General features: G+C 73.8%; 14 protein-coding genes. 10 read left to right on the top strand and 4 right to left on the bottom strand.

Annotated features, from left to right (window positions below; genetic code table 11):
• The first annotated feature begins 20 nt into the window (after nucleotides 1-20).
• From RMN57_RS18455 to RMN57_RS18450, 3 genes are all read left to right on the top strand, one after another.
• Nucleotides 21-1,319, top strand: coding sequence for a hypothetical protein (locus RMN57_RS18455; RefSeq protein ID WP_313764458.1), 1,299 nt, complete (start codon nucleotides 21-23; stop codon nucleotides 1,317-1,319).
• Nucleotides 1,303-1,668: a winged helix-turn-helix transcriptional regulator gene (locus RMN57_RS37080; RefSeq protein WP_396327937.1), complete on the top strand. Its 366-nt coding sequence runs from the start codon at nucleotides 1,303-1,305 to the stop codon at nucleotides 1,666-1,668. Before RMN57_RS18455 ends, RMN57_RS37080 begins: the two co-directional genes overlap by 17 nt.
• A gap of 365 nt (nucleotides 1,669-2,033) precedes the next feature.
• Nucleotides 2,034-2,813, top strand: coding sequence for an alpha/beta fold hydrolase (locus RMN57_RS18450; protein ID WP_313764457.1), 780 nt, complete (start codon nucleotides 2,034-2,036; stop codon nucleotides 2,811-2,813).
• 67 nt (nucleotides 2,814-2,880) lie between these two features.
• Here the strand turns inward: RMN57_RS18450 and RMN57_RS18445 are convergent, their stop codons facing one another.
• A complete protein-coding gene (locus tag RMN57_RS18445; protein ID WP_313764456.1) occupies nucleotides 2,881-4,395 on the bottom strand; it encodes an MFS transporter in 1,515 nt (504 codons plus the stop codon).
• 129 nt (nucleotides 4,396-4,524) lie between these two features.
• Here RMN57_RS18445 and RMN57_RS18440 point away from each other — a divergent pair, with 129 nt between their 5' ends.
• The 6 genes from RMN57_RS18440 (at nucleotide 4,525) to RMN57_RS18415 (ending at nucleotide 20,991) form a co-directional block, all read left to right on the top strand.
• Nucleotides 4,525-5,577, top strand: a complete 1,053-nt coding sequence (locus RMN57_RS18440) for an AsnC family transcriptional regulator (protein ID WP_313764455.1) — start codon at nucleotides 4,525-4,527, stop codon at nucleotides 5,575-5,577.
• A 132-nt stretch (nucleotides 5,578-5,709) separates the two neighbouring features.
• On the top strand, nucleotides 5,710-6,627 hold the full coding sequence (locus tag RMN57_RS18435) for a sterol desaturase family protein (RefSeq protein WP_380236144.1): 918 nt from the start codon (nucleotides 5,710-5,712) through the stop codon (nucleotides 6,625-6,627).
• A 298-nt stretch (nucleotides 6,628-6,925) separates the two neighbouring features.
• Nucleotides 6,926-16,771, top strand: a complete 9,846-nt coding sequence (locus RMN57_RS18430; RefSeq protein ID WP_313764453.1) for a non-ribosomal peptide synthetase/type I polyketide synthase — start codon at nucleotides 6,926-6,928, stop codon at nucleotides 16,769-16,771.
• 145 nt (nucleotides 16,772-16,916) lie between these two features.
• Nucleotides 16,917-18,107, top strand: coding sequence for a cytochrome P450 (locus RMN57_RS18425; RefSeq protein WP_313764452.1), 1,191 nt, complete (start codon nucleotides 16,917-16,919; stop codon nucleotides 18,105-18,107).
• Nucleotides 18,108-18,229: 122 nt separating this feature from the next.
• Nucleotides 18,230-19,936 carry an NAD(P)/FAD-dependent oxidoreductase gene (locus RMN57_RS18420; RefSeq protein WP_313764451.1) on the top strand — a complete coding sequence of 569 codons (1,707 nt, stop codon included), beginning with the start codon at nucleotides 18,230-18,232 and terminating at the stop codon, nucleotides 19,934-19,936.
• Complete coding sequence (locus RMN57_RS18415; RefSeq protein ID WP_313764450.1) at nucleotides 19,933-20,991, top strand: NADP-dependent oxidoreductase; 1,059 nt, start codon at nucleotides 19,933-19,935, stop codon at nucleotides 20,989-20,991. Before RMN57_RS18420 ends, RMN57_RS18415 begins: the two co-directional genes overlap by 4 nt.
• A 204-nt stretch (nucleotides 20,992-21,195) precedes the next feature.
• On the opposite strand, the gene RMN57_RS18410 is transcribed toward RMN57_RS18415, so the two are convergent.
• The gene (locus RMN57_RS18410) at nucleotides 21,196-21,771 is read right to left on the bottom strand and encodes a TrmH family RNA methyltransferase (protein ID WP_313764449.1); all 576 of its coding nucleotides are present in this window, start codon (nucleotides 21,769-21,771) and stop codon (nucleotides 21,196-21,198) included.
• The gene (locus RMN57_RS18405) at nucleotides 21,768-22,409 is read right to left on the bottom strand and encodes a methyltransferase (RefSeq protein WP_313764448.1); all 642 of its coding nucleotides are present in this window, start codon (nucleotides 22,407-22,409) and stop codon (nucleotides 21,768-21,770) included. Before RMN57_RS18405 ends, RMN57_RS18410 begins: the two co-directional genes overlap by 4 nt.
• 248 nt (nucleotides 22,410-22,657) lie before the next feature.
• On the opposite strand from RMN57_RS18405, the gene RMN57_RS18400 reads away from it, so the two are divergent.
• Nucleotides 22,658-22,852, top strand: a complete 195-nt coding sequence (locus tag RMN57_RS18400) for a hypothetical protein (RefSeq protein ID WP_313764447.1) — start codon at nucleotides 22,658-22,660, stop codon at nucleotides 22,850-22,852.
• A gap of 57 nt (nucleotides 22,853-22,909) precedes the next feature.
• Here the strand turns inward: RMN57_RS18400 and RMN57_RS18395 are convergent, their stop codons facing one another.
• Entirely contained in the window at nucleotides 22,910-25,432 is a 2,523-nt protein-coding gene (locus tag RMN57_RS18395; protein ID WP_313764446.1) for a lysylphosphatidylglycerol synthase domain-containing protein, read from the bottom strand.
• Nucleotides 25,433-25,476 lie beyond the last annotated feature (44 nt).

Raw genomic sequence — 25,476 nt, 5'->3', positions numbered from 1 at the left:
GGGTAGGCCCTCACCACAAAATGCCGCCGGAGAAGCAGGACCAGCAGAACGTCGTCAAGCTCAAGTCCCTCGACGGACCCAAGTGGAGCCGTCTCGTCGACCTGATCCACCGCGACAAGTATGGAGCCGACCGCGACCAGGTCCGGGAGATCCTTCACCTCGACCCTGGCCAGGAGGCCGAGACCAACGCCGCGATCGGCAACATGACCCGCGTCGTCAACGCGCTCCACGACCCTGACAGCCAGCTCCTGAGCGCTCTGAAGGACTGTCTGTCCCAGGGCAAGCTCTGTGTGGTGGACATCTCCCAGATGCGCGGTTCTCAGGGACTCCAGCTCGCCGGCGTGATCCTCGGCGACATCTTCGAGCACAACCAGAACCAGTTCACCGAGGCCGACCCCAAGTCCATTCCCACCATCGCCGTCATCGAGGAGGCTCAGTCCGTCCTCGGCGGCTCAAGCCAGAGCGAGGACGGCCCATTCGTCTCCTGGGTGAAGGAAGGGCGAAAGTACGACCTCGGCGCCCTGCTCATCACACAGCAGCCGGGCAGTCTCCCGCAGGAACTTCTCAGCCAGGGCGATAACTTCTTCGTTTTCCATCTGCTCTCGCAGGGCGACCTGATGTCCCTTAAGAAGGCCAACGCCCACTTCTCCGAGGACCTGCTGGCTACCCTTCTCAACGAGCCGCTCGTCGGCAACGGCATCTACTGGTCCAGCGCACCTGGCACCGACCGTCATTCGCGCCCCTACCCGGTCTCCGTGCGAGTCCTCAGCTTCGAGGACTCGTACACGATGGCCGACCCCGACTACTCGATCCCCGCCCCCGACAGCTTCGCCGCCCAGTCCCGAACCGCCGTCGAGGAACGACGGTCCGAGGCGCTGGCCGCCACCGTCAGTCTTGCCGCCACCCACCCCCAGGGCGCCACCAGCGTGGCAGCTGGGGAAGACCTCACAGCGGACGACAGCGCGATCGCGATCGTCCACCTGCGCGACAACAAGCCTGAGTTCCACAAGATGATCGACACACCCCGTGGCATCAAGTGGGGCCGAGTTGCCCACCTGCTGGCCGAGAAGGCCCCTGCGCACGCCCAGCGCGACGGTTCGGCCTTCGCCTGGGGTAACAGCCTGGTCAAGCGAGCCGTTGACCAGCTGTACCCGGACCAGTGGGTCTCGGTTGCCCGGGAAGACGACAAGAATCCAGGCAAGTCCCCCAAGTTCATCATGCTCAAGGAGCACGCTCCGAAGGAGGGGTCGAAACTCGAGCAGGCTCTGCGCGACGAGCTGCTCGCCGCCGAACCGACCGAAGATGAGCCTCTCTTCTAAGCCCGTTCCGCCAGCGAGGGGGAAGAGCATGACTTCCGGCAACCGCAGCACCCCGCTGACCCCAGCCGAGAGTGATCTCATCCGGGCCCTCTCCGTCCGTTGGACGATGCACATATTGCTGGCTCTTCATGCCTCTGAGGGATCGCGACGATTCAGTCAGATTCAAGAAGCCGTGACCGGGATCTCCAACCGTATGCTGTCCAGCCGCTTGGCGGACCTAGAGAGCCGTGGACTGGTGTCCCGACACGTGGCAGTGACCCGGCCGGTCACCGTCACGTACCAACTTACTGTCCTCGGAGGAGAGGTTGCCTCGGTTCTGACTCGCCTCCGCGATGTGGGTGAGAGCTGACTGGGGCGTGTAAGCGATCTCGTGCGTGAGCGATGCGTGAGCGGACGGCGCAGCACGTGCCGGTTCGGACGGGATCATGGATCACTGCGCAACGTCCTGACCTGCGGGTTCGTCATCAAGTGATCGACGCTGGCGCCAGCCAGCATGATCACTCTCGGGCTCGTAATGCGTAGGTCGCGGGTTCGAATCCCGCAGGCGGCTCAGGGAGTGGAAGGCCCGAGTCACGTTGACGTGGCTCGGGCCTTCGGCGTTTTCGGGGCGGGGTGGCCGGACGGGTTCGGGGATCTTGCTGCCGGGGGAGCGGGGGTGGGGCTTGAATGGGGGCGGGGCGGGCGCCCCGGACGGTGAGGGGATGGGGGATGGGGATGGAGCGCAGCAGTCTCTGGGTGCGGCGGTTCCAGCCGGCGCCGGCGGCCGGGTCGCAGCTGGTGTGCCTGCCGCACGCGGGCGGGTCGGCGGGGTACTTCCTGTCGGTGGCTCGGGCGATGCCGGCTTCGGTGGACGTGCTCGCGGTGCAGTATCCGGGGCGTCAGGACCGGGCGGGGGAGGCGTGCGTCGAGGACGTGCACGAGCTCGCCGACCTGGTGGTGGAGGAGCTGAGGCCTTGGGCGGACCGGCCGTTCACGCTGTTCGGGCACAGCCTGGGGGCGTCGCTGGCGTTCGAGGTGGCGGTGCGGATGGAGCGTGAGGGCATGGGGCTGTTGGGGGTGGTGGCCTCCGGGAGGCGGGCGCCGTCGCGGCCGCGTGCGGCGGAGCGGGACGTGCACCGACTGGACGACGAGGCGCTGATCCGGGACATGGTGCGGCTGAACGGGACGGATCCGGCGCTGCTGCGGGATCCGGAGATCCTGGCGATGGTGCTGCCGTCGGTGCGCGGTGACTACAAGGCGGCCGAGACGTACCGGAGCCGGCCGGGGAGCGACTCGATCACGCGGCCGATCCTGGCGCTGGTCGGGGACGCGGACCCGCAGGTGACCGAGGAGGAGGCGGCGGCCTGGGCCGGGCACACCACGGGCGGGTTCACGCTGCGGGCCTTCTCCGGCGGGCACTTCTTCCTGGACGACCACGTGTCGTCGGTGATCTGGGCGATCGGCGAGTTCATCGCCGGTCAGCAGTCGGCGGTCGGCGGTCGGGTAGGCCGGTAGCCGGGATGCCTGTCCGCCCCGGGGCGAGGGGCGGACAGGCTCACGGCGGCGTGCGGTCGGTGCGGAGTCAGGCGGTCTGGTGGTGCTTGGCGGCCGCGCCGTTCTGCGTCGGGGCGGGTGCGGGGCCGGTGCCGGTCTGCGGGCGGGGCCGCAGCAGGACGGCCACCAGTGCGGCGCCGGCCAGGGCGGTGAGGGCCGCGGCCAGCAGGGTGTGGTCCAGCGCCGTGGCGAAGGCGGTCCGGATCACCGCCTCCGGGGTGTCCGCCGGGAGCCGGCCGGTGCTCAGGACCCGGGCGGCGGCCTCGGGGTTCGGGACGGCTGGGGCGTCGGTGAGGCCGCTGCGCAGACCGTGGTGCAGGACCAGGCCGAACACCGCGATGCCGAGGGCCTGGCCGAGTTGGCGGAAGGTGTTGAGCGCGCCGCCGGCCATGCCCCCGCGTTCCCGGGGGACGGCGGCCATCGCGCTCGATGCCAGGACCGGGCTCACCGCGCCGACACCGAGGCCGGCGACCGCCAGGCCGGGCAACAGCGCGACCCAGCCCGACGAGCCGTCCAGGGTGCACTGGAGCAGCCCGCCGATGCCGATCACGGCCAGGCCGCCGCCGAGCGGCACCGCGGTCGGGAGCGTGGACAGCCGGCGGCCGGCCACCGCGGAGACCGCGAAGGCGACGGCGCTCATCGGCAGCATGACGAGGCCGGCGGCCAGCGGGCCCTGGCCGAGCACCGACTGCAGCCAGAGCGAGGTGTAGGGGAGGCAGGAGAAGGCGGCCGCGGAGTAGAACAGGCCGCAGAGCATCACGCCGGTGAAGGACGGGTTGCGGAACAGCGCGAGGTCCAGCAGGGGGTGCGGGCTGCGCGCCTCGACCAGGACGAAGGCGGCGAGTGCGACGACGGCGACCGCGGCCAGCGCGAGGACCGGGGCCGAGGTCCAGCCGTCGGTGCCGCCCCGGATCAGCATCAGGACCAGCGCGCCGGCGGCCGCGGTGAACGTGACGGTGCCGGGAAGGTCGATCCGGCGGGCGTCCGGGTCGCGGGACTCGGGCAGCGTGCGCAGGGCGAGCGCCACGGCGGCGACGCTGACCGGGAGGTTGACCAGGAAGATCGACCGCCAGCCCAGGTACTCCGTCAGCACGCCCCCGACCACCGGGCCGGTGGCGGCCGCGGCGCCGCTGACGGCGCCCCAGACGCCGAAGGCCACGGCGCGGTCGCGGCCCTGGTAGGCGAGGTTGAGCAGGGCCATCGCGGTGGCGAACATCGCCGCCCCGCCGCCGGCCTGGACCACCCGGGCGGCGATCAGCACCGCACCGTTCGGCGCAAGCCCGCAGGCCAGCGAGGCGAGGGCGAAGACCACCAGCCCGGCGGTGTAGACGCGGCGGCGGCCGCGCCGGTCGGCCAGCGCGCCGAGGCCCAGCATCAGGGCCGCCAGGGCGAGGGCGTAGCCGTCCAGGACCCATTGGAGCCCGGCGAAGTCCATCTCCAGCCCGGTGCCGATGTCCGGCAGCGCCACGATCACGATGCTGACGTCGGTCAGCAGCATGAAGACCCCCAGGCTGACCGCGACCAGCGGCCACCACTTCCGCATCCCCGTACTCCTCCGTCCGATGCCCGGTCCGGAACGGCCGAGGCTCCGTCACTTTGCGCCGTGGGCGGGCCGGTGCGCCGCTCAGTGGGCTCGATGTGACGGAACTCGACACCGATTACCATCCTGCTGGTGGAAACCCTGACGCTGGACGAGCTGGACCGGGGGCTGCTGCACGCCCTGCACGTGGACGGCCGGGCGCCGTTCCGGCGGATCGCGGAGGTCCTCGGGGTGTCCGACCAGACGGTGGCCCGGCGCTACCACCGGCTGCGCGCCGACGACGGCGTGCGGGTGGTGGGGCGGACCAGGGCCCGGATGCTCGGCGAGGTCGACTGGCTGACGCGGGTCCGCTGCGTGCCGGACGCGGCGGGGGCGATCGCGGAGGCGCTGGCCCGCCGGCCGGAGACGTCCTGGGTGAGCCTGCTGTCGGGTGGCGGCGAGATCATCTGCAACACCCGCTCACCCGCCCGGCCGGACCGGGAGGAGCTGCTGCTGGGGAAGCTGCCGAGGACCCCGCAGGTGCTCTCGGTCAGTGCGCACTACCTGCTGCGGACGTTCGTCGGCGGGACGTCGGCGTGGAGCGGGCGGACCTCGGCGCTGAGCGCCGCGCAGGTGGCCCGGCTGCGGGACGGGGCGGCGGACGGCCCGTGGGCCGGGCCGGCGGCGGCCGCGCCGGTCACTTCAGTGCCGCCCGCGCCGGTGCCCGCTGCTTCCGTGCCGGCCGGGCGGCCCGCGGCGGTGGTGCTGGACGGGCTGGACCGCGGGCTGCTGGCGGCACTGGCGGTGGACGGGCGGACGCCGCTGGCCGAACTCGCCTCCCGGACCGGGGGATCGGAGGCGACGGTGCGGCGGCGGCTCGCCGCGATGACCCGTTCCGGGCTGCTCCACTTCGACGTGGACGTGCAGCCCCGGCTGCTGGGCTTCGAGGTCGAGGCGTTCTGCTGGCTGACCGTGCACCCCGGGCGGCTGACGGCCGTCGCACAGGCGGTGGCGGACCACCCGGAGGTGGGCTTCGCCGCGGCGACCACCGGGCCGACCAATCTGGCGGCGGGTCTGGTCTGCCGGGACATCGAGGCGTTCTACGACTACCTGACGGACCGGTTGGGCGGGCTGGAAGGAGTCGTCACCCTGGAGTCGGCTCCGGTGGTCCGCAGCGTGAAACGTGCAGGTCTGCTGATCAGATGATCCGGAGAAATTCCTCGGATTCCCTGCCAGTCCGATTGAATAGTTTGTCTACCTATTATCGGACAAGGCTTGGCCCTCGTGATTCCCGCCGTAAATCCCTCGCATCCCCTTCCGGGCACCGTTAGTATCGGAATGGTCGCTTTCGGTGATCGTTCGGGCCGGGCCGCGAAGGGGGTAGCCGTGAGTGGGCAGTTGCGATCCGTTCTGCGTCATGTCGCATACCCGACCCTGCTGGTCGTCGTGGTGTCGATAGCGTTCTCCGCGCTGCGCTGGCGGTGGGACCTCGGCCGGGTCACCCAGCTCTTCCTGCTCGGCACCATCGGTTATCTGGTGGTCCTGGAGCGGCTGATTCCGTACGAAATCGATTGGCGTCCGAATCCGGGCGAATGGGGCTGGTGCGGCGTCTACTTCGTGCTGACGATGACCGGCGGGGCGCTCGCGCAGCTCCCGGTGGCCACCGCCGTGGGGTGGTTGGCACCGCCGCGTCCGGCGTTGCCGCTCTGGGCGGAGATCCCGGCCGCCCTGCTGCTGGGTTCGCTGGCCAACTACCTGGTGCACCGCTGGAGCCACGCCAACCGGTGGCTCTGGCGCCTGCACGGGGTGCACCACGTGCCGGAGAAGGTCAACGTCGCCAACAACGGGGTCAACCACGTCGTGGACGTGCTGGTCACCCAGGGGGCGGTCCAGCTGTCGCTCGCGCTGGCGGGTTTCTCGGCCCGCTCGGTGTTCGTGGTGGGGCTGTTCGTGGTCGCCCAGGGCTACTTCGTGCACGCCAACATCGACGTCCGGATGGGTGTGCTCAACCACGTCCTCGCCGGCCCGGAGCAGCACCGGCTGCACCACAGCGTCGACCGGGCGGAGGCCGGCCACTACGGCTCCGACCTCGCGGTCTGGGACCACCTCTTCGGCAGTTTCACCTGGCGCCCGGGCCTGCGGCCGGTCGCGGCGGGGCTGCAGGACCCGTCCGACTTCCCCCGGACCGGAGAGATGATCGCCAGTCATCTCCTGGTCTGGCGGCAGCCGGTACGGGCCGAGGACTCCCCGGTCTGATCGGTGACCGCCCCGGTGCACCGGCCGCCCACCGCCTGACGGCCACTGCCTGGCGCCCGCCGTCTGACGGTCGCCGTCTGACGGCCACTGCCTGGCGCCATCAGCCCGATGCCCACCGCCTGACCCCGTTCGCCGACCCGGTCGCCTTCGGCCCTTCCCCGCCTCGGGCTTCCCTCCTCCCGTGGTCGGTCCGGCTGCCGGCCTGCCCGGAACCGGCGCACGGCCGCCGTCCCCATGCCCGTGCGGCCGTCCCCCGCCGGTGCCGCGCACGCGAACGCAGCGACAGAAGGACTCGACCATGACGGATTCACTCCTCGCCGCAGCGCCCGACCCCTCTGATCCCCCCGCCCAGGCCTCCGCCCGCACCGCTAGCCGCACCGCCGCCCACGACCGCCCCGCCGCGCCCGCGCCGCCCGGACCCTCGACCACCGCGGGTCCGGAACGGGTCGCGATCATCGGCATCGGCTGCCGCTTCCCGGGCGGTGCCTGTGACCACCGCTCGTTCTGGCAGAACCTGGTCGACGGCAAGGACTGCATCACGCCCACCCCGCGCAGCCGGTACGACGTGGCCACCCTGGGCAGCCGCGACGCGGCCAAGCCCGGTCGGCTGGTCGCCGGCCGGGGCGGCTACATCGACGGGTTCGACGAGTTCGACCCGGCGTTCTTCGGGATCAGCGGCCGTGAGGCCGACCACATGGACCCCCAGCAGCGGAAGCTGCTGGAGGTGGCCTGGGAGGCGCTGGAGGACGGCGGGCAGAAGCCGGCCGAGCTGGCGGGCCGTGACGTCGGCGTCTACGTGGGGGCGTTCACCCTCGACTACCAGATCACCCAGTTCTCGGACCTCTCCTTCGAGACCCTGGCCGCACACACCGCCACCGGCACGATGATGACGATGGTGTCGAACCGGATCTCGCACTGCTTCGACTTCCGCGGCCCCAGCGTCTCCGTCGACACCGCGTGCAGTTCCTCGCTGGTCGCCGTCCACCTCGCCGTCCAGAGCCTGCTGCGCGGCGAGACCGACCTCGCGCTGGCCGGCGGCACCCTGCTGCACATCGCTCCGCAGTACACCATCGCCGAGACCAAGGGCGGCTTCCTCTCCACGGAGGGGCGCTCGCGCACCTTCGACGCCGCAGCCGACGGCTACGTCCGGGCCGAGGGCGTCGCGGTCGTGGCGCTCAAGCGGCTCTCCGACGCGCTGCGCGACGGCGATCCGATCCACGCGGTCGTGATCGGCAGCGGGGTCAACCAGGACGGCCGGACCAACGGCATCACCGTGCCCAACCCGGACGCCCAGGTCGGCCTGATCGAGCGGGTCTGCGCCGAGGCCGGAATCGCCCCGGGCAGCCTGCAGTACGTGGAGGCGCACGGCACCTCCACCCCGGTCGGCGACCCGATCGAGGCGAACGCGCTGGCCCGGGTGCTCGGCGTCGGCCGTCGCCCCGGCGACAGGTGCTACGTGGGCTCGGTCAAGACCAACATCGGGCACACCGAGTCGGCATCCGGACTGGCCGGGCTGATCAAGACGGCACTGGCGCTCAAACACCGGCTGATTCCCCCACACATCAACCTGGAGCGGCTCAACCCGGCGATCGTCCCGGCCGCGCTGCCGTACGAGATCCCGCTCGAACCGACGCCCTGGCCCGAGCACCGGGGCCCGGCCCGGGCGGGTGTGAACTCCTTCGGCTTCGGTGGCACCAACGCCCACGTGCTGCTGGAGGCCGCTCCCGAGCAGGCTTCCACGGCCGTGGTCCCGCTGCCCGCCGGTTCCGGGCCGACCGCCGTCCCGCTGCCCGCCCAGGCAGCCCCGGCGGCGGGGACCGCCCAGCCGGCCGAGGCCGCGGAGACCGCCGAACGCCCCGCCCGCGTCGCCGCCGCGCCGCTCCCCGCCCCGACCGTCCTCCCGCTCACCGCGCGGGAGGACGCCGCCCTGCCCGAGCTGGCCGCCGGCATCCAGGCCGAGCTGGTCGGCGTCCGCGGCGGCAGTCCCGCGAGCCTGGCCGACCTCGGTCACACCCTGGCCCACCGCCGCCAGCACCTGGACGCCCGGCTCTCCGTCGTCTACGACTCCCGGGCCTCGCTGGACGAGGCGCTCGGCGCCTATCTGCGCGGCGAGCCGCACCCGCGGGTCCTGACCGACCGGCGCCGGGAGCCCCGGGACCGCCGGACGGCCTGGGTCTTCACCGGCATGGGCCCGCAGTGGTGGGGGATGGGCCGGCAGCTGTTCGCGACCGAGCCGGTCTACCGCGAGACGGTCGAGGCCTGCGCCGAGCAGCTGGCCGAGCTCACCGGATGGTCCCTGCTGGACGAGCTGGCCGCCGACGAGGGGCGGTCGCGGATGGCCGGGACCTGGCTCGCCCAGCCCGCCAACTTCGCCGTCCAGGTGGGCCTGGCCGCGCTCTGGCGCAGCCGCGGTCTGTGCCCGGACGCCGTGGTCGGGCACTCCACCGGCGAGGTCGCCGCCTTCCACGAGGCCGGGGTCTACGACCTGGCCGACGCCGTCAAGGTGGTGGTGCACCGCAGCCGGCTCCAGCAGCGGCTGGCCGGCACCGGCGGCATGCTCGCCGTCGCCCTCTCCGAGGCCGAGGCGGTCCGCCGGCTCCGCCCGTACGGCGACGCGGTCTCGGTGGCCGCGGTCAACAGCCCGACCTCGCTCACCCTCGCGGGGGACGAGGAGGTGCTGGCGGAGCTGGCCGTCGGGCTCACCGCCGAGCAGGTCTTCGTCCGGCGGCTCACCGTCGACGTGCCGTACCACAGCGCCAGGATGGAGCTGATCAAGGACGAGCTGCTGGAGTCGCTGGCCGACCTCAAGCCCCGCCAGGCCCGGGTGCCGCTCCACCTGACCGCCCGTGAGGGCACCGCGCACGGCACCGAGCTGGACGCCGCGTACTGGTGGCGCAACGTCCGCGACGCCGTCCGGTTCCAGCAGGCGGTGGAGCGGCTGGCCGACGACGGCTTCGGCGTCTTCCTGGAGATCGGCCCGCACCCGGTGCTGAGCCGCGCGATCCAGGAGACGGCGGCGGCCCGGACCTCGGCCTCGGCGGCCCGGACCGCGACGGCCCGGACCGCGGTGTCGGCGGCCCGGGCGGCCCCGGAGACGGCGGCGGCCCGGGCGGCCGGGACCGACCGCCCGGAGGTGCGGACCCTGCCGTCGATCCGCCGCCAGGAGGACGAACGGGCCGTCTTCACCGCCTCGCTGGCCGCCCTGCACAACCTGGGCGCCGAGGTGGACTGGTCGGTGCTGCAGCCCGCCGGACGGCCGGTGCCGCTGCCGCGCTACCCGTTCCGCCGGGACCGGCACTGGGTCGAGCCGCGGTCGGTCGAGCAGGTCCGCCGGGGCCGGCTGGACCACCTGCTGCTCGGCCGCCGCCTGGCCGGCGCCGAACCGGCCTGGGAGGCCCGGCTGGACGCCGAGGTGCTGCCCTACCTGGAGGACCACCGGATCCAGGGCAGCGTGCTCTTCCCCGCCGCCGGGTACCTGGAGATGGTCGTCCAGGCCGTCCGGGCGCTGACCGGCGGCACCGACGCCGCACTGGCCGGGATCGAGCTGCGGAAGGCGCTCTTCCTGCCCGACGACGAGAGCCGGGTCGTCCGGCTCTCGCTCTCCGCCGAGAACGGCACCTTCACCGTCGCCACCCTCGTAGGCGAGGAACGCACCGTGCACGCCACCGGCAGCGTCCGGCCCGGCCAGCGAAGGCGCCGCCCGGGGCACCGGCTGGACGCCGAGAGGATCCGCGCCCGCGCCGTCCGGCGGTTGACCGGACCGGACTGCTACACCGGGCTGGCCGCCCTCGGCTACCACTACGGTCCCGCCTTCCGGGGTATCGAGGAGGTCTGGATCGGGCCCGGCGAGGCGCTGGCCGTGGTCCGGCCGACGGCCGCGGTCACCGGGCAGGGCGCCGGCCACCACGTCCACCCGGTGCTGATGGACGCCTTCTTCCAGACCCTGCTGACGCCGCAGCTGTTGGTGGCGGCGCCCGGCGGCACCGGCATCAGACTGCCGCTGGCGATCGACGAGGTGCGGTTGGAGGCGGTCGGCGAGCGCCCGCTCCTGGTGCACGCCACCGTCACCCGCGACGCCGGCGGCGAACTCGTCGGCGACATCGCCGTCCACGACGAGCACGGCGTCCCGCTCGGCGGGATCACCGGCTTCCGGGCCGCGGACGTGGCGAAGGTCTCCACCGCGGTCGGCCCCGCGACCATCGACGGCTGGCTGGCCGAGCCGGTCTGGACCGAGCTGCCGGACGAGCCGGACACCCCCGACCTGCTGGCCGAACACCCCGACCACTGGCTGGTGTTCGCCGACGCCGGGGGCGTGGCCGACGCCCTCGCGGCCCGGATCGCCGCGCGCGGCGGCAGTTGCCGGCTGGTCCGCCCGGGCTCCGGCCACCGGCCGGCCGACGCCGGCCGCCCGGCGGTCGTCGAGCCCGGCTCCGCCGCGGACCTGCGCCGACTGCTGGCCGACCGGCGGGCTTCCGGTCTCCCCGATCCGGCCGCCGTCGTCCACCTCTGGAACCTCGACCGGCCGGAGCTGGAGACCGCCGACCACGCCGCCGTGGCCGGCCACACCGGCGCGGGCGCGTACAGCCTGGTCGCACTGGCCGCCGTGCTGTCGGCCGAACTGCCCGACGCCCGGCTGCACATCGTCACCCGCTCGGCACAGGCCACTGTCCCGGGCGAGCCGGTCGAGCCGCTCGGCGCCCCGGCCTGGGGCATCGGCCGGGTGCTGCGCCACCAGGAGCTGCCCGGCCACCTCGGCAAGCTGATCGACCTGGGCCCGGCCGCAGCGCCGACCGGTCCCCCCAGCACCTCCGCCACCGCGACCACCTCCGCCACCGCGGCCGCCCCCGCCACCGCGACCGCCTCCGCCACCGCGGCCGCCCACGGCGCCGCGACCGCCCCCGCCCACGGCGCCGCAGGCGAGGAAGCGGCCGCGCTGCTGCGCGAGTTCGCCCGGGCCGACGAGGCCGAGATCGCGCTGCGCGCCGGCTGCCGGCTGACCGCCCGGCTGCGTCCCGCCGAGGGCCTGACCGGCCCGCTGCCCCCCAACCTGCGGCCGGACGGCAGCTACCTGGTGACCGGCGCCTTCGGCGCGCTCGGCAGACTGCTCTGCCGCACTCTGGTCCGCCGGGGCGCCCGGCGGCTGATCCTGGTCGGCCGCAGCCCGGTGCCCCCGCGCGAACAGTGGCGCGGGCTCGACCCGGCCACCCCCGCCGGGCAGGCCGTCGCGTTCCTGCGCGAGCTGGAGGCGCTCGGCGCCGAGCCGCTCCCGGCCGTGCTGGACGTCACCGACGAACGGGCGCTGGCCGACTGGCTCGTGGAGCACCGTGCGCTCGGCCGGCCGCCGGTCCGCGGCGTCTTCCACCTGGCCGGGCAGGTCCGGGACACCCGGGTGCAGGAGCTGGACCGCGCGGTCTTCGACGCCGTCCACGGGCCCAAGGTGCTCGGTGCCTTCGCCCTGCACCGCTGCCTGGCGGACGAACCGCTCGACCACTTCGTGCTCTTCGCCTCGATCGCCTCCCTGTTCACCACCGCCGGCCAGGCCAACTACGCCGCCGGGAACGCCTTCCTGGACGCGCTGGCGCACCACCGCCGCGCCCTCGGCCTGCCGGCGCTCAGCCTGGACTGGGGCCCGTGGGCCACCGGGATGATCGAGGAGCTCGGCCTGATCGACCACTACCGCAACAGCCGCGGGATGAGCTCGCTCGCGCCCGGGACCGGGATGGCCGTGCTGGAGCGGGTGCTCGGCCAGGACCGGGCCCAGCTGGTGGTCGCCACCGTGGTGGACTGGCCGGTCTTCCTCTCCTGGTACCCGGCGCCTCCGCCACTGGTCGCCGAGCTCGCCGCGGCCGCCCGGGAGAACGACCCGGCGCCGCGGCAGAGCGGCCTGCTGGAGACGCTGCGGGGGGCCGGGGAGGCGGAGCGCCGGGCACTGCTCACCGAGCGGTTCACCGCGCTGGCCGCGGCCGTCCTGCGGGTACCCGCCGACCGGATCGAGCCCGGGTGCGGCCTGAGCGGGCTCGGCCTGGACTCGCTGCTCGCGATGGAGCTGCGGGCGCGGCTCAACACCGCGCTCGGCACAGCGCCGCCGGTGGTGGCGCTGCTCTCCAACGCGCCGGTGGCCGAGCTGGTGGCACGGCTGTACGAGGGCCTGGCGGAGCTGCTCGACGAGGACGGTCCCGGTGCCGGGGCGGTCGGGGTCGAGCGGTACGAGGACGGGTCGGCGTACCCGCTGACGCAGAACCAGAAGGCGCTCTGGTTCCTCAAGCAGCTCGACCCGGACGCCTTCGCGTACAACATCGGCGGCGCGGTCGAGGTCCGGGTGGAGCTGGAGCCGGAGCTGATGGCCGCGGCCTTCCGGACGATGGTCGAGCGCCACCCGAGCCTGCGGGCCAACTTCGTGCTCGACGGCGGCCGGCCCGTGCAGCGCATCTCGCCCGCGGTCGAGCCGGACTTCGGGGTCTTCGACGTCGAGGGCCTGGAGTGGGCCGACGTCCACGACCTGATCGTGCGCGAGTACCGCAGACCGTACGACCTGGAGTGCGATCCGCTGGTGCGGTTCCGGCTGTTCCGGCGCGGGCCCGCCCGCTGGGTGATCATGAAGGCCGTCCACCACATCGTCTCGGACGCGGTCTCCACCTTCACCTTCATCGAGGAGCTGTTCGCGGTCTACGAGGGCCTGCGGCAGGGGCGGGCGCCCGAGCTGCCCCCGGTCGGCGCCCGCTACCTGGACTTCCTCAACCGGCAGAACGCGTTCCTGGCCGGCCGCGAGGCGCCGCGGATGCTGGAGTACTGGCGCTCGCACCTGCCCGCCGAGGTGCCGGTCCTGGAACTGCCCACCGACCGGCCGCGGCCGGCGGTGCAGACGCACAACGGCGCCTCCGAGTTCTTCGTCCTGGACGAGGAGCTGAGTGCCCGGGTGCACGCGCTGGCCCGCGCGCACGACGTCACCGTCTTCATGGTGCTGCTCAGCGCCTACTACCTGCTGCTGCACGCCCATGCGGGCCAGGACGACATCGTCGTCGGCAGCCCGGTGACGGGCCGGACGGACGAGGAGTTCGGCTCGGTCTACGGCTACTTCGTCAACCCGCTGCCGCTGCACGTCTCACTGGCCGGTGCGCCGAGCGTGGCCGAGCTGCTGGCGCGGGTGCGCACCGCGGTGCTGGGCGGGCTGGACCACCAGGAGTACCCGTTCGTGCTGCTGGTGGAGAAGCTCGGGCTGCAGCACGACCCGAGCCGCTCGGCGGTGTTCCAGGCGATGTTCATCCTGCTGCACCACAAGGTGGCCACCGAGAAGTACGGCTACCGCCTGGAGTACATCGAACTGCCGGAGGAGGAGGGGCAGTTCGATCTGACCCTGTCCGCCTACGAGGACGAGGCGGAGCGCCGGTTCCACTGCGTCCTCAAGTACAACACCGACCTCTTCCTCCCGGAGACGGCGGCCCGGCTGGCCGGGCACTACGTCAACCTGCTGGCGGGGCTGACCCTGGCGGGCGCCGAGCAGCCGGCCACCGGGCTGGAACCGCTCGACCGCCGTGAGCGGGAGATGGTGCTCCAGCGGTGGAGCGGGGCCGACCGGCGGGTGGCGCACGAGGAGCCGGTGCACGAGCTGATCCTGCGCGCGGCCGCCACCGCCCCGGAGACCTGCGCGGTCGTCGCGCCGGCGGCGTCCGGCCCGGCGGTCCGACTGGGCTACGGGGAGCTGGCGCGGCGCTCCGGCCGGGCGGCCGCCCGGCTGCGGGCGCTCGGTGCCGGGCCGGGCGCGGTGGTGGCGCTCTGCCTGGAGAAGTCGCCGGAGCTGGTCACCGTGCTGCTGGCGGTGCTCCGCACCGGCGCCGCCTACCTGCCGCTCGACCCGGCCCACCCGGCCGACCGGCTGGCGTACCTGGTGGAGCAGGTCGGCGCGGTGCTGCTGGTCGGTGACGACGCCGAGCGGCTCGGCGGGCTTCCGGTCCGGCTGGTCGGCACCGGAGAGCTGCTGGGTGGGGACGCCGCGACGGCGGCCGGTTCCGCCCCCGCTCCGGACACCGCCCCCGTTCCGGACGCCTTCACCGATCCGGCGGACGCCTTCACCGACCGGCCGGTCGACCTCCGGTCCCCGGCCTACGTCATCCACACCTCCGGCTCGACCGGCCGCCCCAAGGCCGTCGCCGTCTCGCACGCCAACCTCGCCTCGGCCTACCAGGCCTGGCGCACCGAGTACCGGCTGGAGAGCGAGGCCCGGGTCCACCTCCAGATGGCCGGTCCGGCCTTCGACGTCTTCACCGGGGACGTGGTCCGCGCGCTCTGCTCGGGCGGCACCCTGGTGCTGGCCGGCCGGGAGCTGCTGTTCGACACCGCCCGGCTCCTCGACGTGATGCGGGCCGAGCGGGTGGACGCGGGCGAGTTCGTCCCGGCGGTGGTCCGGACGGTGGTCGACCACTGCGAACGGTCCGGCCTGCGGCTGGACTTCATGCGGCTGCTGGTGGTCGGCTCGGACGTCTGGAAGGTGGAGGAGTACCGGCGGCTGCGCGCGCTCTGCGGTCCGCGGACCAGGCTGGTCAACTCGTACGGCCTGACCGAGGCCACCATCGACAGTGCGTACTTCGAGGGCCCGGTCGAGGGCTTGGAACCCGGCCGGATGGTTCCGGTCGGGCGGCCGTTCCCGAACAGCGCCTGCTACCTGCTGGACGCCCAGGGCCGGCCGGTCCCGCCCGGTGTGCCGGGGGAGCTGTGGATCGGCGGCTCCGGGGTCGCGCTCGGCTATGTCGGCGACCCGGAGCAGACCGCGCGGCGGTTCGTCACCCTGCCGCTCGGCGGGGCCGACGGCACCGAACCGGTCCGGCTCTACCGCACCGGCGACCTCGCCCGCTGGGACGCCGGGGGCGGGGTGCACCTGCTCGGCCGGGCCGACTCGCAGATCAAGGTGCGCGGCCACCGGATCGAGCTCGGCGAGATCGAGAGCCGGCTCGCCGACTGGCCCGAGCTGGCCGAGGCGGTGGTCACCGTCCGGGCCGACCGGGGCGGCGACAACGTGCTCTGCGCCTACTGCGTCCCGGCCGCCGGGCGGACGCTGGACCGCCGGGAGCTCCGCCGCCACCTGGCCGGCTACCTGCCGACCTTCATGATCCCCACGCACATCACCGAGCTGCCCGCGCTGCCGCTCACCGCCAACGGCAAGGTGGACGTCGCCGCGCTGCCCGCGCCCCGGGCGGAGGCGGAGCGGGCCGCGGAGCCGCCGACCACCCTGTACGAGGTCCGGATGGCCGAGCACTGGCGGGCGCTGCTCGGCGTCGACGGCCTCGACCTCCAGGACGACTTCTTCGAGCGCGGGGGCAGCTCGATCAGACTGATCGAGCTGACCCACGCGCTGCGGACCGAGTTCAACGTCAGCGTCCCGGTCGGTCTGCTCTTCAAGGTCACCACCCTGCACGGGATGGCCCGGACGCTGGAGCAGGTCGTCACCGGCCGGATCGAGGGGGGCCGGCCGTACCTCTGGTTCAACCGGGAGCAGCAGCGGACGCTGTTCTGCTTCCCGCCGGCCGGCGGGCACGGCCTGGTGTACCGGCAGTTCGCGGCGCACCTGCCGGAGTACCGGATGGTCGCCTTCAACTACCTCGCGGGGGACGACAAGGTCGCCCGCTACGCGGACCTGATCGAGACCGTCCAGCCGGACGGGCCGTGCGCGCTGCTCGGCTACTCGCTCGGCGGCAACCTCGCCTTCGAGGTGGCCAAGGAGCTGGAACGGCGCGACCGGTCGGTGCCCAACGTGGTGATCATGGACTCGCACCGGATCCCGGAGCCCTACACCCTCCGGGACGAGCACGTGCAGGCCTTCGAGCGCGAGCTGGCCGAGCACCTGCAGCGGCACACCGGATCGGCCGTCGTCGCCCGGGAGACCCGCGAACAGGCCCGGGACTACCTGCGGTTCTGCAGTCGTACGCCCAACCTCGGGGTGATCGAGGCGCCGGTCAGCGTGATCTCCGACGGCGCCACGGCGGCCCGCTACGCGGCCGGGGAGCGCGGCACCTGGCACGGCAGCTCGGCGGCCGGGACGGCGGTGTTCCAGGGCTTCGGCGCCCATGCCGAGATGCTCGACAGCGAGTTCAGTGCCCGCAACGCCGGGCTGGCCCGGTCGATCCTCGCCGGGGGTTCCGATGCGTCCTGAGACCGGAATCCGCTCCGCGGTCCTTGACCCCGGCCCCGTCCCCGCCGCCGGCTCCAGCCCCGTCCCCGCCCCCGGCCCCCTCCCCGCCGGCGCCCTCCCCGGCCCCGTCCCCGCCCCCGGCCCCGCAGGAGAGGTGGACCTCGCCATGCTCCGGCAGCACCCGCCGCTGTCCTACCCCTTCGAGCCGGTCGGGCTCGAACTCCACCCCCGCTACGCCGAGTTGCGGGAGCAGCCGCTGGCCCGCGTCCGGCTGCCGTACGGCGACGGGGCGTGGCTGGCCACCCGCTACGAGGACGTGCGCGCCGTGCTGGCCGACCGGCGCTTCAGCCTGGCCGAGGCGATGGGCCAGGACCAGCCCCGGATGCGCCCGGTCGCCCGCACCGGCGCCGGCCTGTTCTCCACCGAGCCGCCCGAGCACACCCGGCTGCGCTCGCTGGTGGCCCGGGAGTTCAGCGCCCGCCGGGTCGAGCGGCTGCGCGACCGGGCCCGCGAGCTGGCCGGCGAGCTGGTCGACGCCTTCGTCGCGGCCGGCCGACCGGCCGACCTGGTCGAGGACCTCGCCGTCCCGATGCCGACCACCATCATCTGCGAGGTGCTGGGCATCCCCGCCGAGGACCACCGGATGCTCTGGGCCTGGGCCGAGACGGTGCTCTCCGCCGTCACCCCCGGCGAGGTGCTGGCCGTCGAGGGCCGGGCGTTCATCGAGTACCTGGCCGGCGTGCTGGACCTGCGCGGACGCGAGCCCGGCCCGGACCTGCTGACCGTGCTGGTCCGGGCCTGCCGCGAGGAGGGGCTGATCACCGAGGACGAGCTGCTCTCGATCGGCTGTGACCTGCTGATCGCCGGCTTCGTCTCCACCACCAACCAGATCGGCAACTTCTTCCACCAACTCCTGGTCAACCCCGGTGAATTGCGGCGACTGCAGCGGCGGCCCGAGCTGATCCCGAAGGCCGTCGAGGAGCTGATGCGCTACGTGCCGCTGCTCACCGGGTTCAGCCTGCCCCGGTACGCCACGGCCGACGTCGAGCTGGGCGGGGTGACCGTCCGGGCGGGCGAGGCGGTGATGATCGCCACCGCCGCGGCCAACCGCGATCCGGAGGTCTTCGCGGAGCCGGAGCGCCTCGTCCTGGACCGTCCGGGCAACCCGCACATCGGTTTCGGCCACGGCGTGCACTACTGCATCGGCGCCCACCTGGCCCGGCTGGAGCTCCAGGTGGCGATCGAGACGGTGCTGGACCGGCTGCCCGGCCTGCGGCTGGCCGTCCCCGAGAGCCGGCTGCGCTGGAAGGAGGACGCCATGGTGAACGGCCTGCAGGCGCTCCCGGTCGCCTGGTGACCACCCCGGGAGGCGATCCCCCCCCGGCGGCGGGGACGCACCTCCGCGAGCACGCAACGGCAACGACGAGGAAGGCCAGGGAATTGGCACGGGACAAGGCGCCAGAACACCGACGGGAATCGATGATCATCATCGGTGGCGGCCTGGGCGGGCTCTCCACCGGCTGCTACGCCCGGATGAACGGCTACCGCACCCGGATCTTCGAGATGCACGAGATCCCCGGCGGCTCCTGCACCGGCTGGGGCCGCAGCGACTTCACCTTCGACTGGTGCATCAGCTGGCTGCTCGGCAACGGGCCGGGCAACGAGATGTACCAGATCTGGCTGGAGCTCGGCGCGCTCCAGGGCAAGGAGATGCGGCACTTCGACGTGTTCAACATCGTCCGGGGCCGGGACGGCCGGGCGGTCCGCTTCTACTCCGACCCGGACCGGCTGGAGTCCCACCTGCTGGGCATCTCCCCGGTCGACGCCGTTCCGATCCGGGAGTTCTGCGACGGCGTCCGGACCTTCCGGAAGGCGCTGGCGGTCTACCCGTTCCTCAAACCGGTCGGGCTGATGCGCCGGGCCGAGCGTTGGCGGATGCTCGCCTCGTTCCTCCCCTACTTCGCGACCATCCGCAGGTCGATCAGCGTGCTGATGAGCGACTACGCGCTGCGGTTCCGCGACCCGCTGCTGCGCGAGGCGTTCAACTTCATCCTCTACGAGAAGCACCCGGCCTTCCCGGTGCTGCCGTTCTACTTCCAGCTCGCCTCGCACGCCAACCAGGCCGCCGGGGTCCCGGAGGGCGGTTCGCTGGCGCTGGCCCGCTCGATCGAGCAGCGCTACCTCGGACTCGGCGGCGAGGTGACGTACAACGCCAGGGTCGAGGAGGTCCTGGTCGAGGACGACCGGGCGGTGGGCGTCCGGCTGAGCGACGGCCGCGAGTTCCGCGCCGACATCGTGGTCTCCGCGGCCGACGGCCACACCACGGTGATGAAGCTGCTCGGGGGCCGCTACCTCAACGACACCTACCGGCGGCTCTACACCTCGCTGATCGACGAGCCGGGCCAGCTCTCGCCCGGCTACGTCGCGCTCTTCCTCGGCCTGCGCCGGCCGTTCCCGACGGGCGACCCGTGCACCACCTACCTGCTCTCGGAGCGGGAGACCGCCGGCCTGACCGGTATCCGCTGCCCCAGCATGAACGTGCAGTTCCGCACCCGGCACTACCCGGAGCTGGCGCCCCGGGACTCCACCGTGGTCTTCGCCACCTACTTCTCGGACATCGCCCCGTGGCGGGCGCTGCACCGGGGACCGGAGCAGTTCTCCCGGGTGCGGCGGGGCGAGGAGCTGCACACCCTGCCGGTCAAGCACGGCCGGGAGTACGCGGAGGCCAAGCGCCGGGTCCGCAACGGGATCGTCGCCTTCCTGGAGGAGCGGTTCCCCGGCTTCGCGGAGGCGGTGGCCGTGGCGGACGTCTCCACCCCGCTCACCCAGGTCCGCTACACCGGCGTCTACGACGGCACCTTCCCGGGCTGGAACCCGTTCGTCGAGGGCGCCGAGACGGTGGAGAAGGAGATCAAACGGCGCGGCCCGGTCCTGCCGGGGCTGTCGAACTTCTACCTCTCCGGGGTGTGGGCCACCATCGGCGGCCTGATCCGGGCCGCCGCGGCCGGCCGGCACGTGGTGCAGTTCGTCTGCCGCGACGACGGGCTGGAGTTCGCCGCCTCGGTCGACCTCGGCGGGCCGCCGCCGACCCACCTGGTCCTCCCGGTCGACCGGGGGGCAGAAGAGGCCGAGCTCGTCGAGGAGACCCGGCCCACCAGCACCGTTTCGACAGGGGCCCCGGCATGAAGATCGAGAAGTGGGTGGTCCGCGAGCACCTCGACGGGGTGCCGGACGTCAACCGGATCTACCGGAAGGCCGTCGAGGACGTCGAGGTCCGGCTCCGCCCGGACGAGATGCTCCTCCGCACCCGGTACGTCTCGGTGGACCCGTACCAGAACGGCCTGGCGCTGGAGACGCCGATCGGCGACCACATGGGAGCCGACTCGATCATGGAGGTGGTGGAGGCCGGGCCGGAGGCCGCCTTCGGCGTCGGTGACCTGGTCCAGGGCTTCGGCGGCTGGCGCAGCCACGTCGTCCACAACGGGGCCGAGGAGCTGTGGCGGACCGGCGCCTTCCCGATGGTCTTCCCCGCCTACCGGCGGCTCGACCCGGCCGACTACGACGAGCGGCTGCCGCTCTCCACGGCGCTCGGCATCATGGGCGCGCCGGGGATGACGGCCTGGGGCACGGTGACCAGGTTCCTGGAGGTCCGCCCCGGCGACACGGTGGTGATCAGCGGCGCCTCGGGTTCGATCGGCACCCTGGTGGCCCAGCTGGTCCGCCTCGCGGGCGCCGGCCGGGTGGTCGGCACCACCGCCTCGCCGGGAAAGGCCGGGTACCTGCGGGAGCTGGGCTTCGACGAGGTGGTGCTGTACGACCAGGCGGACGACGCCGGGACGGTCCGCCGCGAGCTGCTCGCCGCCGCCCCCGACGGGGTCGACCGCTACTTCGACAACCTCGGCGGGACGGTCACCGACGCGGTGTTCACCATGCTCAACGTGGACAGCCGGGTGGCGGTCTGCTGGCAGTGGGCGACCACCGTGAACGGTGAGCTCACCGGGCCCCGGCTGCTGCCGTACATCATGTTCCCGCGCACCACCGTCCGCGGGATCTTCGCCCAGGAGTGGTTCACCGGGCCGCTGCTGGCCGAGATGCACCGGGAACTCGGCGGCCTGGTCCGCGAGGGCCGGATCCGCTACCACCAGACCGTGCACAAGGGCTTCGACGAGATCCCGAAGGCCTACCGGAGCCTCTACCTGGACCGCGAGGCCAACCGGGGCAAGGTGCTGGTCGAGGTGTGAGCGACGCCCGGCCGGCGGGAGGGGGCACGGGGCCGCCCTCCCGCCGCCCGGTCGACCGTGGCCGCCGGTCTACGGCGGTCGCCGGTCAACCGCGGTCGGAGGTCACCCGTCGTTGCCGGTCAACCGCGGTCGGAGGTCACCCGTCGTTGCCGGTCAACCGTGGTCGAACGTCATCCGTCGTCGCCGGTCAACCGCGGTCGAACGTCACTCGTCGTCGAAGTCCGGACCGCCGTCGGCGTCGCCGTCCGGGGTGCCGCTGATCGCGTAGCCCTGGCGGCGCGCCTCGTAGCAGGCCACCGTCGCGGCGGCCGAGACGTTCAGCGAGCCGACCCGGCCCAGCTGCGGGACGAACACCACCTGGTCGCAGAGGCTCAGCGCCTCGGGCGTGATGCCGCGGTCCTCGTGGCCCAGCACGAAGGCGACCGCCGGGGTCAGCCGGGCGGCGAACATCGGCACCGCCTCGTCCGCCAGCTCCAGGCCGACCACCTTGAAGGCGTCCGCCTTGGCGGCGGCCACCGCCTCGCCGATGGTGGCGAAGTGCTCGACCTTGAGGTACTTGTCGGTGCCCATGGCGGCCTTCTGCGCGCCGGACGAGCGCACCGACGGGGTGTCGCCGGTGAGGTACAGCTTCTCGGCGCCCATCGCGGCGGCCGTCCGGACCACCGAGCCGACGTTGAACGGCGACTGGAGGTTCTCCAGGATCAGCGCGAGCCGGAACTCGTTGCTGCGCCGCCACGAGCGGTGCAGCCGCTTCAGTTCGGTCCCGCGGAGCTGCTTCACGTCGTCGTACCTCGTCCACTCTCGGGGCCCTCACCCTCCGGGCGGGGCCGCGCTTCCAGAATCCGGAACCCGTTGACCGACGTGACCCGGGTGGTCGGGTAGCCCTGCTCGTTCAGCCACTTCTGCAACGAGTCCGAGCCCAGGTTCTTCTGCACCACCAGGAACGCCGAGCCGTCCGGGGTCAGCCGGCCGAGCCACTGGTGCAGCAGCCGGCGCAGGGCGGCCTTGCCGATCCGGATCGGCGGGTTGGAGTAGATCGCCGCGAACCGCTGGTCCGCCGGGACGTCCTCCGGCAGCGCCGCCTGCACGTTGCCCAGCCCGAGCGCCTCCGCGTTGAGCCGGACCAGGTCCAGCGCGCGGGTGTTGACGTCCACCGCCCAGACCGGCAGCCGCTTGCGGCGGGTCGCCCAGGTCAGCGCGATCGGGCCGTAGCCGCAGCCGACGTCCAGGATCGGGCCGCGGACCCGCGGCGACGGCGCGTGCTCCAGCAGGATCCGGGTGCCCGGGTCGAGCCGGCTGCGGGAGAACACCCCGCTGTCGGTGGTCAGTTCCAGGGTGAGGTCCGGGAGGGTCACCGTGATCGGGCGGCGGTCGCTCTCGACCTCGGGTGCACCGGTGAAGTAGTGCGAGCCGGACATGATTTCCCCGTCGTTCGTAAGGGCCTCGGGGCCACCGGGTGGGTGTGGGTAAGCCCTGCTGGTACGGCACTGATCGTACCCCCGGGCGGCCCGGACCCCGGATCCCGTCCGGCCGGGCGGGGGCCGCCGGGCGGGCCCGGCAACACGCCCGGCGGCGGTCGGCGCATCGCGCCCGGGCGGCGGTCGGCGGATACTTCCAGTACCCGGGGCGGGCCCGTGGGAGCCTCCGAGCAGCAAGGACGGATGCCATGCCGCAGAATCACGAGGACTACCTGGACGAGGTCGCCGAAGTGGTGGAGCCGGACGAGGAGCCCGAGGAGGGCGACGAGTACGACGAGCTGGCCGAGCGCCGCGCGCTCGGGGCGGACCCGGCCACCGAGGTCGCCGACGTCGCCGAGCAGAGCCGGATCGTCCAGCTCGACGAGGACGAGTACCGCGAGTAGTCGCGGGCGGGCTCCGGCGCCGCCGCGGGCGGCCGCGGCAGCCGTGCCGGCCGGCCGCTACAGCGCGCCGCGCCGCTGCAGCCAGGCGAAGGCCGCCCACCCGGGCAGCACCGGCAGGACCAGGGTCAGCAGGCGGTAGAGCGCCACGGCGGCCAGTGCGCCGCCCTCCTCCATCGACGCGGAGTGCTCCAGCAGCGTCACCAGCGCGCTGTCCACGGCGCCGGCCCCGCCCGGGGTCGGCGCCGCGTTGCCGACCGCGTTGCCGATCAGGAAGACCACCGCGACCGCCGCGAAGGCCGGCTCCCGCCCGACCGCCCGGGCGCAGCAGTACAGACAGGCGACCAGGCAGAGCGAGACCAGCAGCTGGCCGGCCACCCCGACCGCCAGCCGCCCCGGACTGCGCAGCAGCTCCACCAGGCGGGGCAGCACCTCGGAGGTCAGCGGCCGCAGCCGGGCGGCCAGCCAGCGGCGGGCCGGCGGCACCGCGGACACCAGGGCCAGCAGCACGCCCGCCCCGACCAGCCCGCCCACCACGGCGGGCAGCGCGTCCAGCTCCGAGCCGCCGGGCTCCATGCCCATCAGGTAGACGAACGCGCCCAGCTGCAGCAGGTGCAGCACCAGCCCGAAGAGCTGGCCGACGCCGACGCTGGACAGCGCCTGGGCGGTCGGGATGCCGGCCCGTTGCAGGAACCGGGTGTTCAGGGCCACCCCGCCGACGCCGCCGGGCGAGACCAGCTTCACGAAGGAGCCGGCGACCTGTGCGAACACCGCGTTGCGGAAGTCCAGCCGCTCGGGGACGAACCCGACGAAACCCATCGCGGCCGTGACGTGGCTGGTGACGGCGGCCAGCAGGGCCAGCGCCAGCCAGAGCGGGTCGGCGTCGGCGACGGCGGCGATCGGGTTCTGCTCGGTCGCGAACAGCTGCGGCAGCAGCAGCCAGCCGGCCACCACGCCGCCGCACACGGCGAGCAGGGTCCGCGGCCGCAGCCGCTCCACCTTGACCGCCCGGACCGGCGCCTGCGGCTGCGTGCGCAGGACCTCGGCGCGGATCGCGTCCAGCAGTTCCACCGGCGGTGTCGCGGGGCCGGCCGGCTGCGACCGCTCCGCCGAGGCGGCCCGGGCGGCCGAGGCCGCCCGCTTGAGCTCCCGCCGGGTGGTGCCGGCGAGCGCGATCGGCTGGAGCAGCGGGAGGGCGGCGCCGACGGTGTCCGCGCCGAGGACCGCCACGGCCGTGCGCACCGCGCGCTCGGCCCCGGTGCGCAGGGCGAACGTGGCGAGCAGCTGGGCGGTGTCGCAGCGCATCACCAGGTCGCTCGCGGCGATGTCGCCGTCGGCGAGGTCCACCAGGTGCACCGCGCCGGCGTCGTCCACCAGCAGCGCGGAGGGGACCAGTGCCCGGTGCGAGATCTCCCGCCGGTGCAGCAGCGCGAGCTGGGACCAGGCGTCGGTGAGCAGCGCGTCGGTCAGCTCCTCGTCGGCCAGCCGGTCGAGGGTGCGGCCGGGCAGGTACTCGTAGGCGACCAGTGCGCTGTCGCGGCCGAGCTCCGCGGTGGCGGCGATCCGGCGGGTGCGGACGCCGGCCGCGACGGCCGCGTACGAGACCAGTGCCTCGTGCTCCAGCCCGGTGCGCAGCGAGCGCAGCGCCCGGGGGTGCGGGGCGGTGCGCAGCCGCATCCGGCGCCAGGCGCGCTGGAACAGGGCGGCGGTGACGGCCTGCCGGTCGAGCAGCTGGACGTCGAGGTCGGGGCGGCCGGCCTCCTGGGTGACCAGGTAGCGGTCCGGACCGGCCGGGCGGGCGGCGACCGGGCGCAGCCCGGCCTCGCGGAGGCTGCGCAGGAGCTGCGCCGGCCGGGGGCGCGGGTCGGGGGTGCCGACGGCGTACCTGGTGCCGTGCGCGGCGGTCCAGCCGATCAGCAGTCCGAGCAGCAGGGCGGTGGGGGTGGCGTACCCGGCGGCCAGGCCGGCGAGGGCGGAGGCCGCCAGGGTGAGCCGGGGGAGCCGGCGCTCACGGGCGGCGGAGGCGGTCAGGAAGCCGAGCACCGGGGCGAGGTAGCCGTAGACCGGTTCGGTGTGGGCCAGGCTGCCGCCGGGCAGCCGTTGGGTGAGCGCGGCGACCAGGGTGGGGGAGGCCGCCTCGTCGACCCAGAGGTCGAGCGCGAGCGAGATCCCGTAGGCGAGGACGGCGGCCAGCAGCCCGTCGGAGAGGTGCTGGAGGGTGCGTCGGCGGTCGGCCGCGGCCGAGGTCAGCCGGCGGGCCGCCGAGTAGGCCGGGACCAGCAGCAGGGCGGCGGTGGTCAGGCCCCCGGCGAGCCCGGCCAGTGGGCGCGGCACCAGGTCGGCGGCCTGGGCCACGTCGCTGGCGATGCCGGAGGTGGTGGCCCGGGCGTAGTCGGCGAGCAGCAGGGTCAGGGTGATCGCGGCGACGCCGGCCAGGAGCCGGATCAGCGCCACCGGCTGGCGGACCCGGGCGGTACCGGCCGGGCCGGGCGCCGCGTCGCCGCCGGGCCCGCCCGGCCCGGGTATGCCGCCGGACCGGGCACCGCCCGTGTCGCTGTCCACTCTCCCCGTCACGATCGCCACGGTTGGCATGCTCCCATGGCCCGGCCCGCGCGTGGTGGAGAACC

Source organism: Kitasatospora sp. CM 4170 (assembly GCF_032110285.1).
Classification (GTDB): Bacteria; Actinomycetota; Actinomycetes; order Streptomycetales; family Streptomycetaceae; genus Kitasatospora; species Kitasatospora aburaviensis.
Note: the sequence above shows the minus strand (reverse complement) of the source record. Positions and strands in the feature narration are given on the sequence as shown.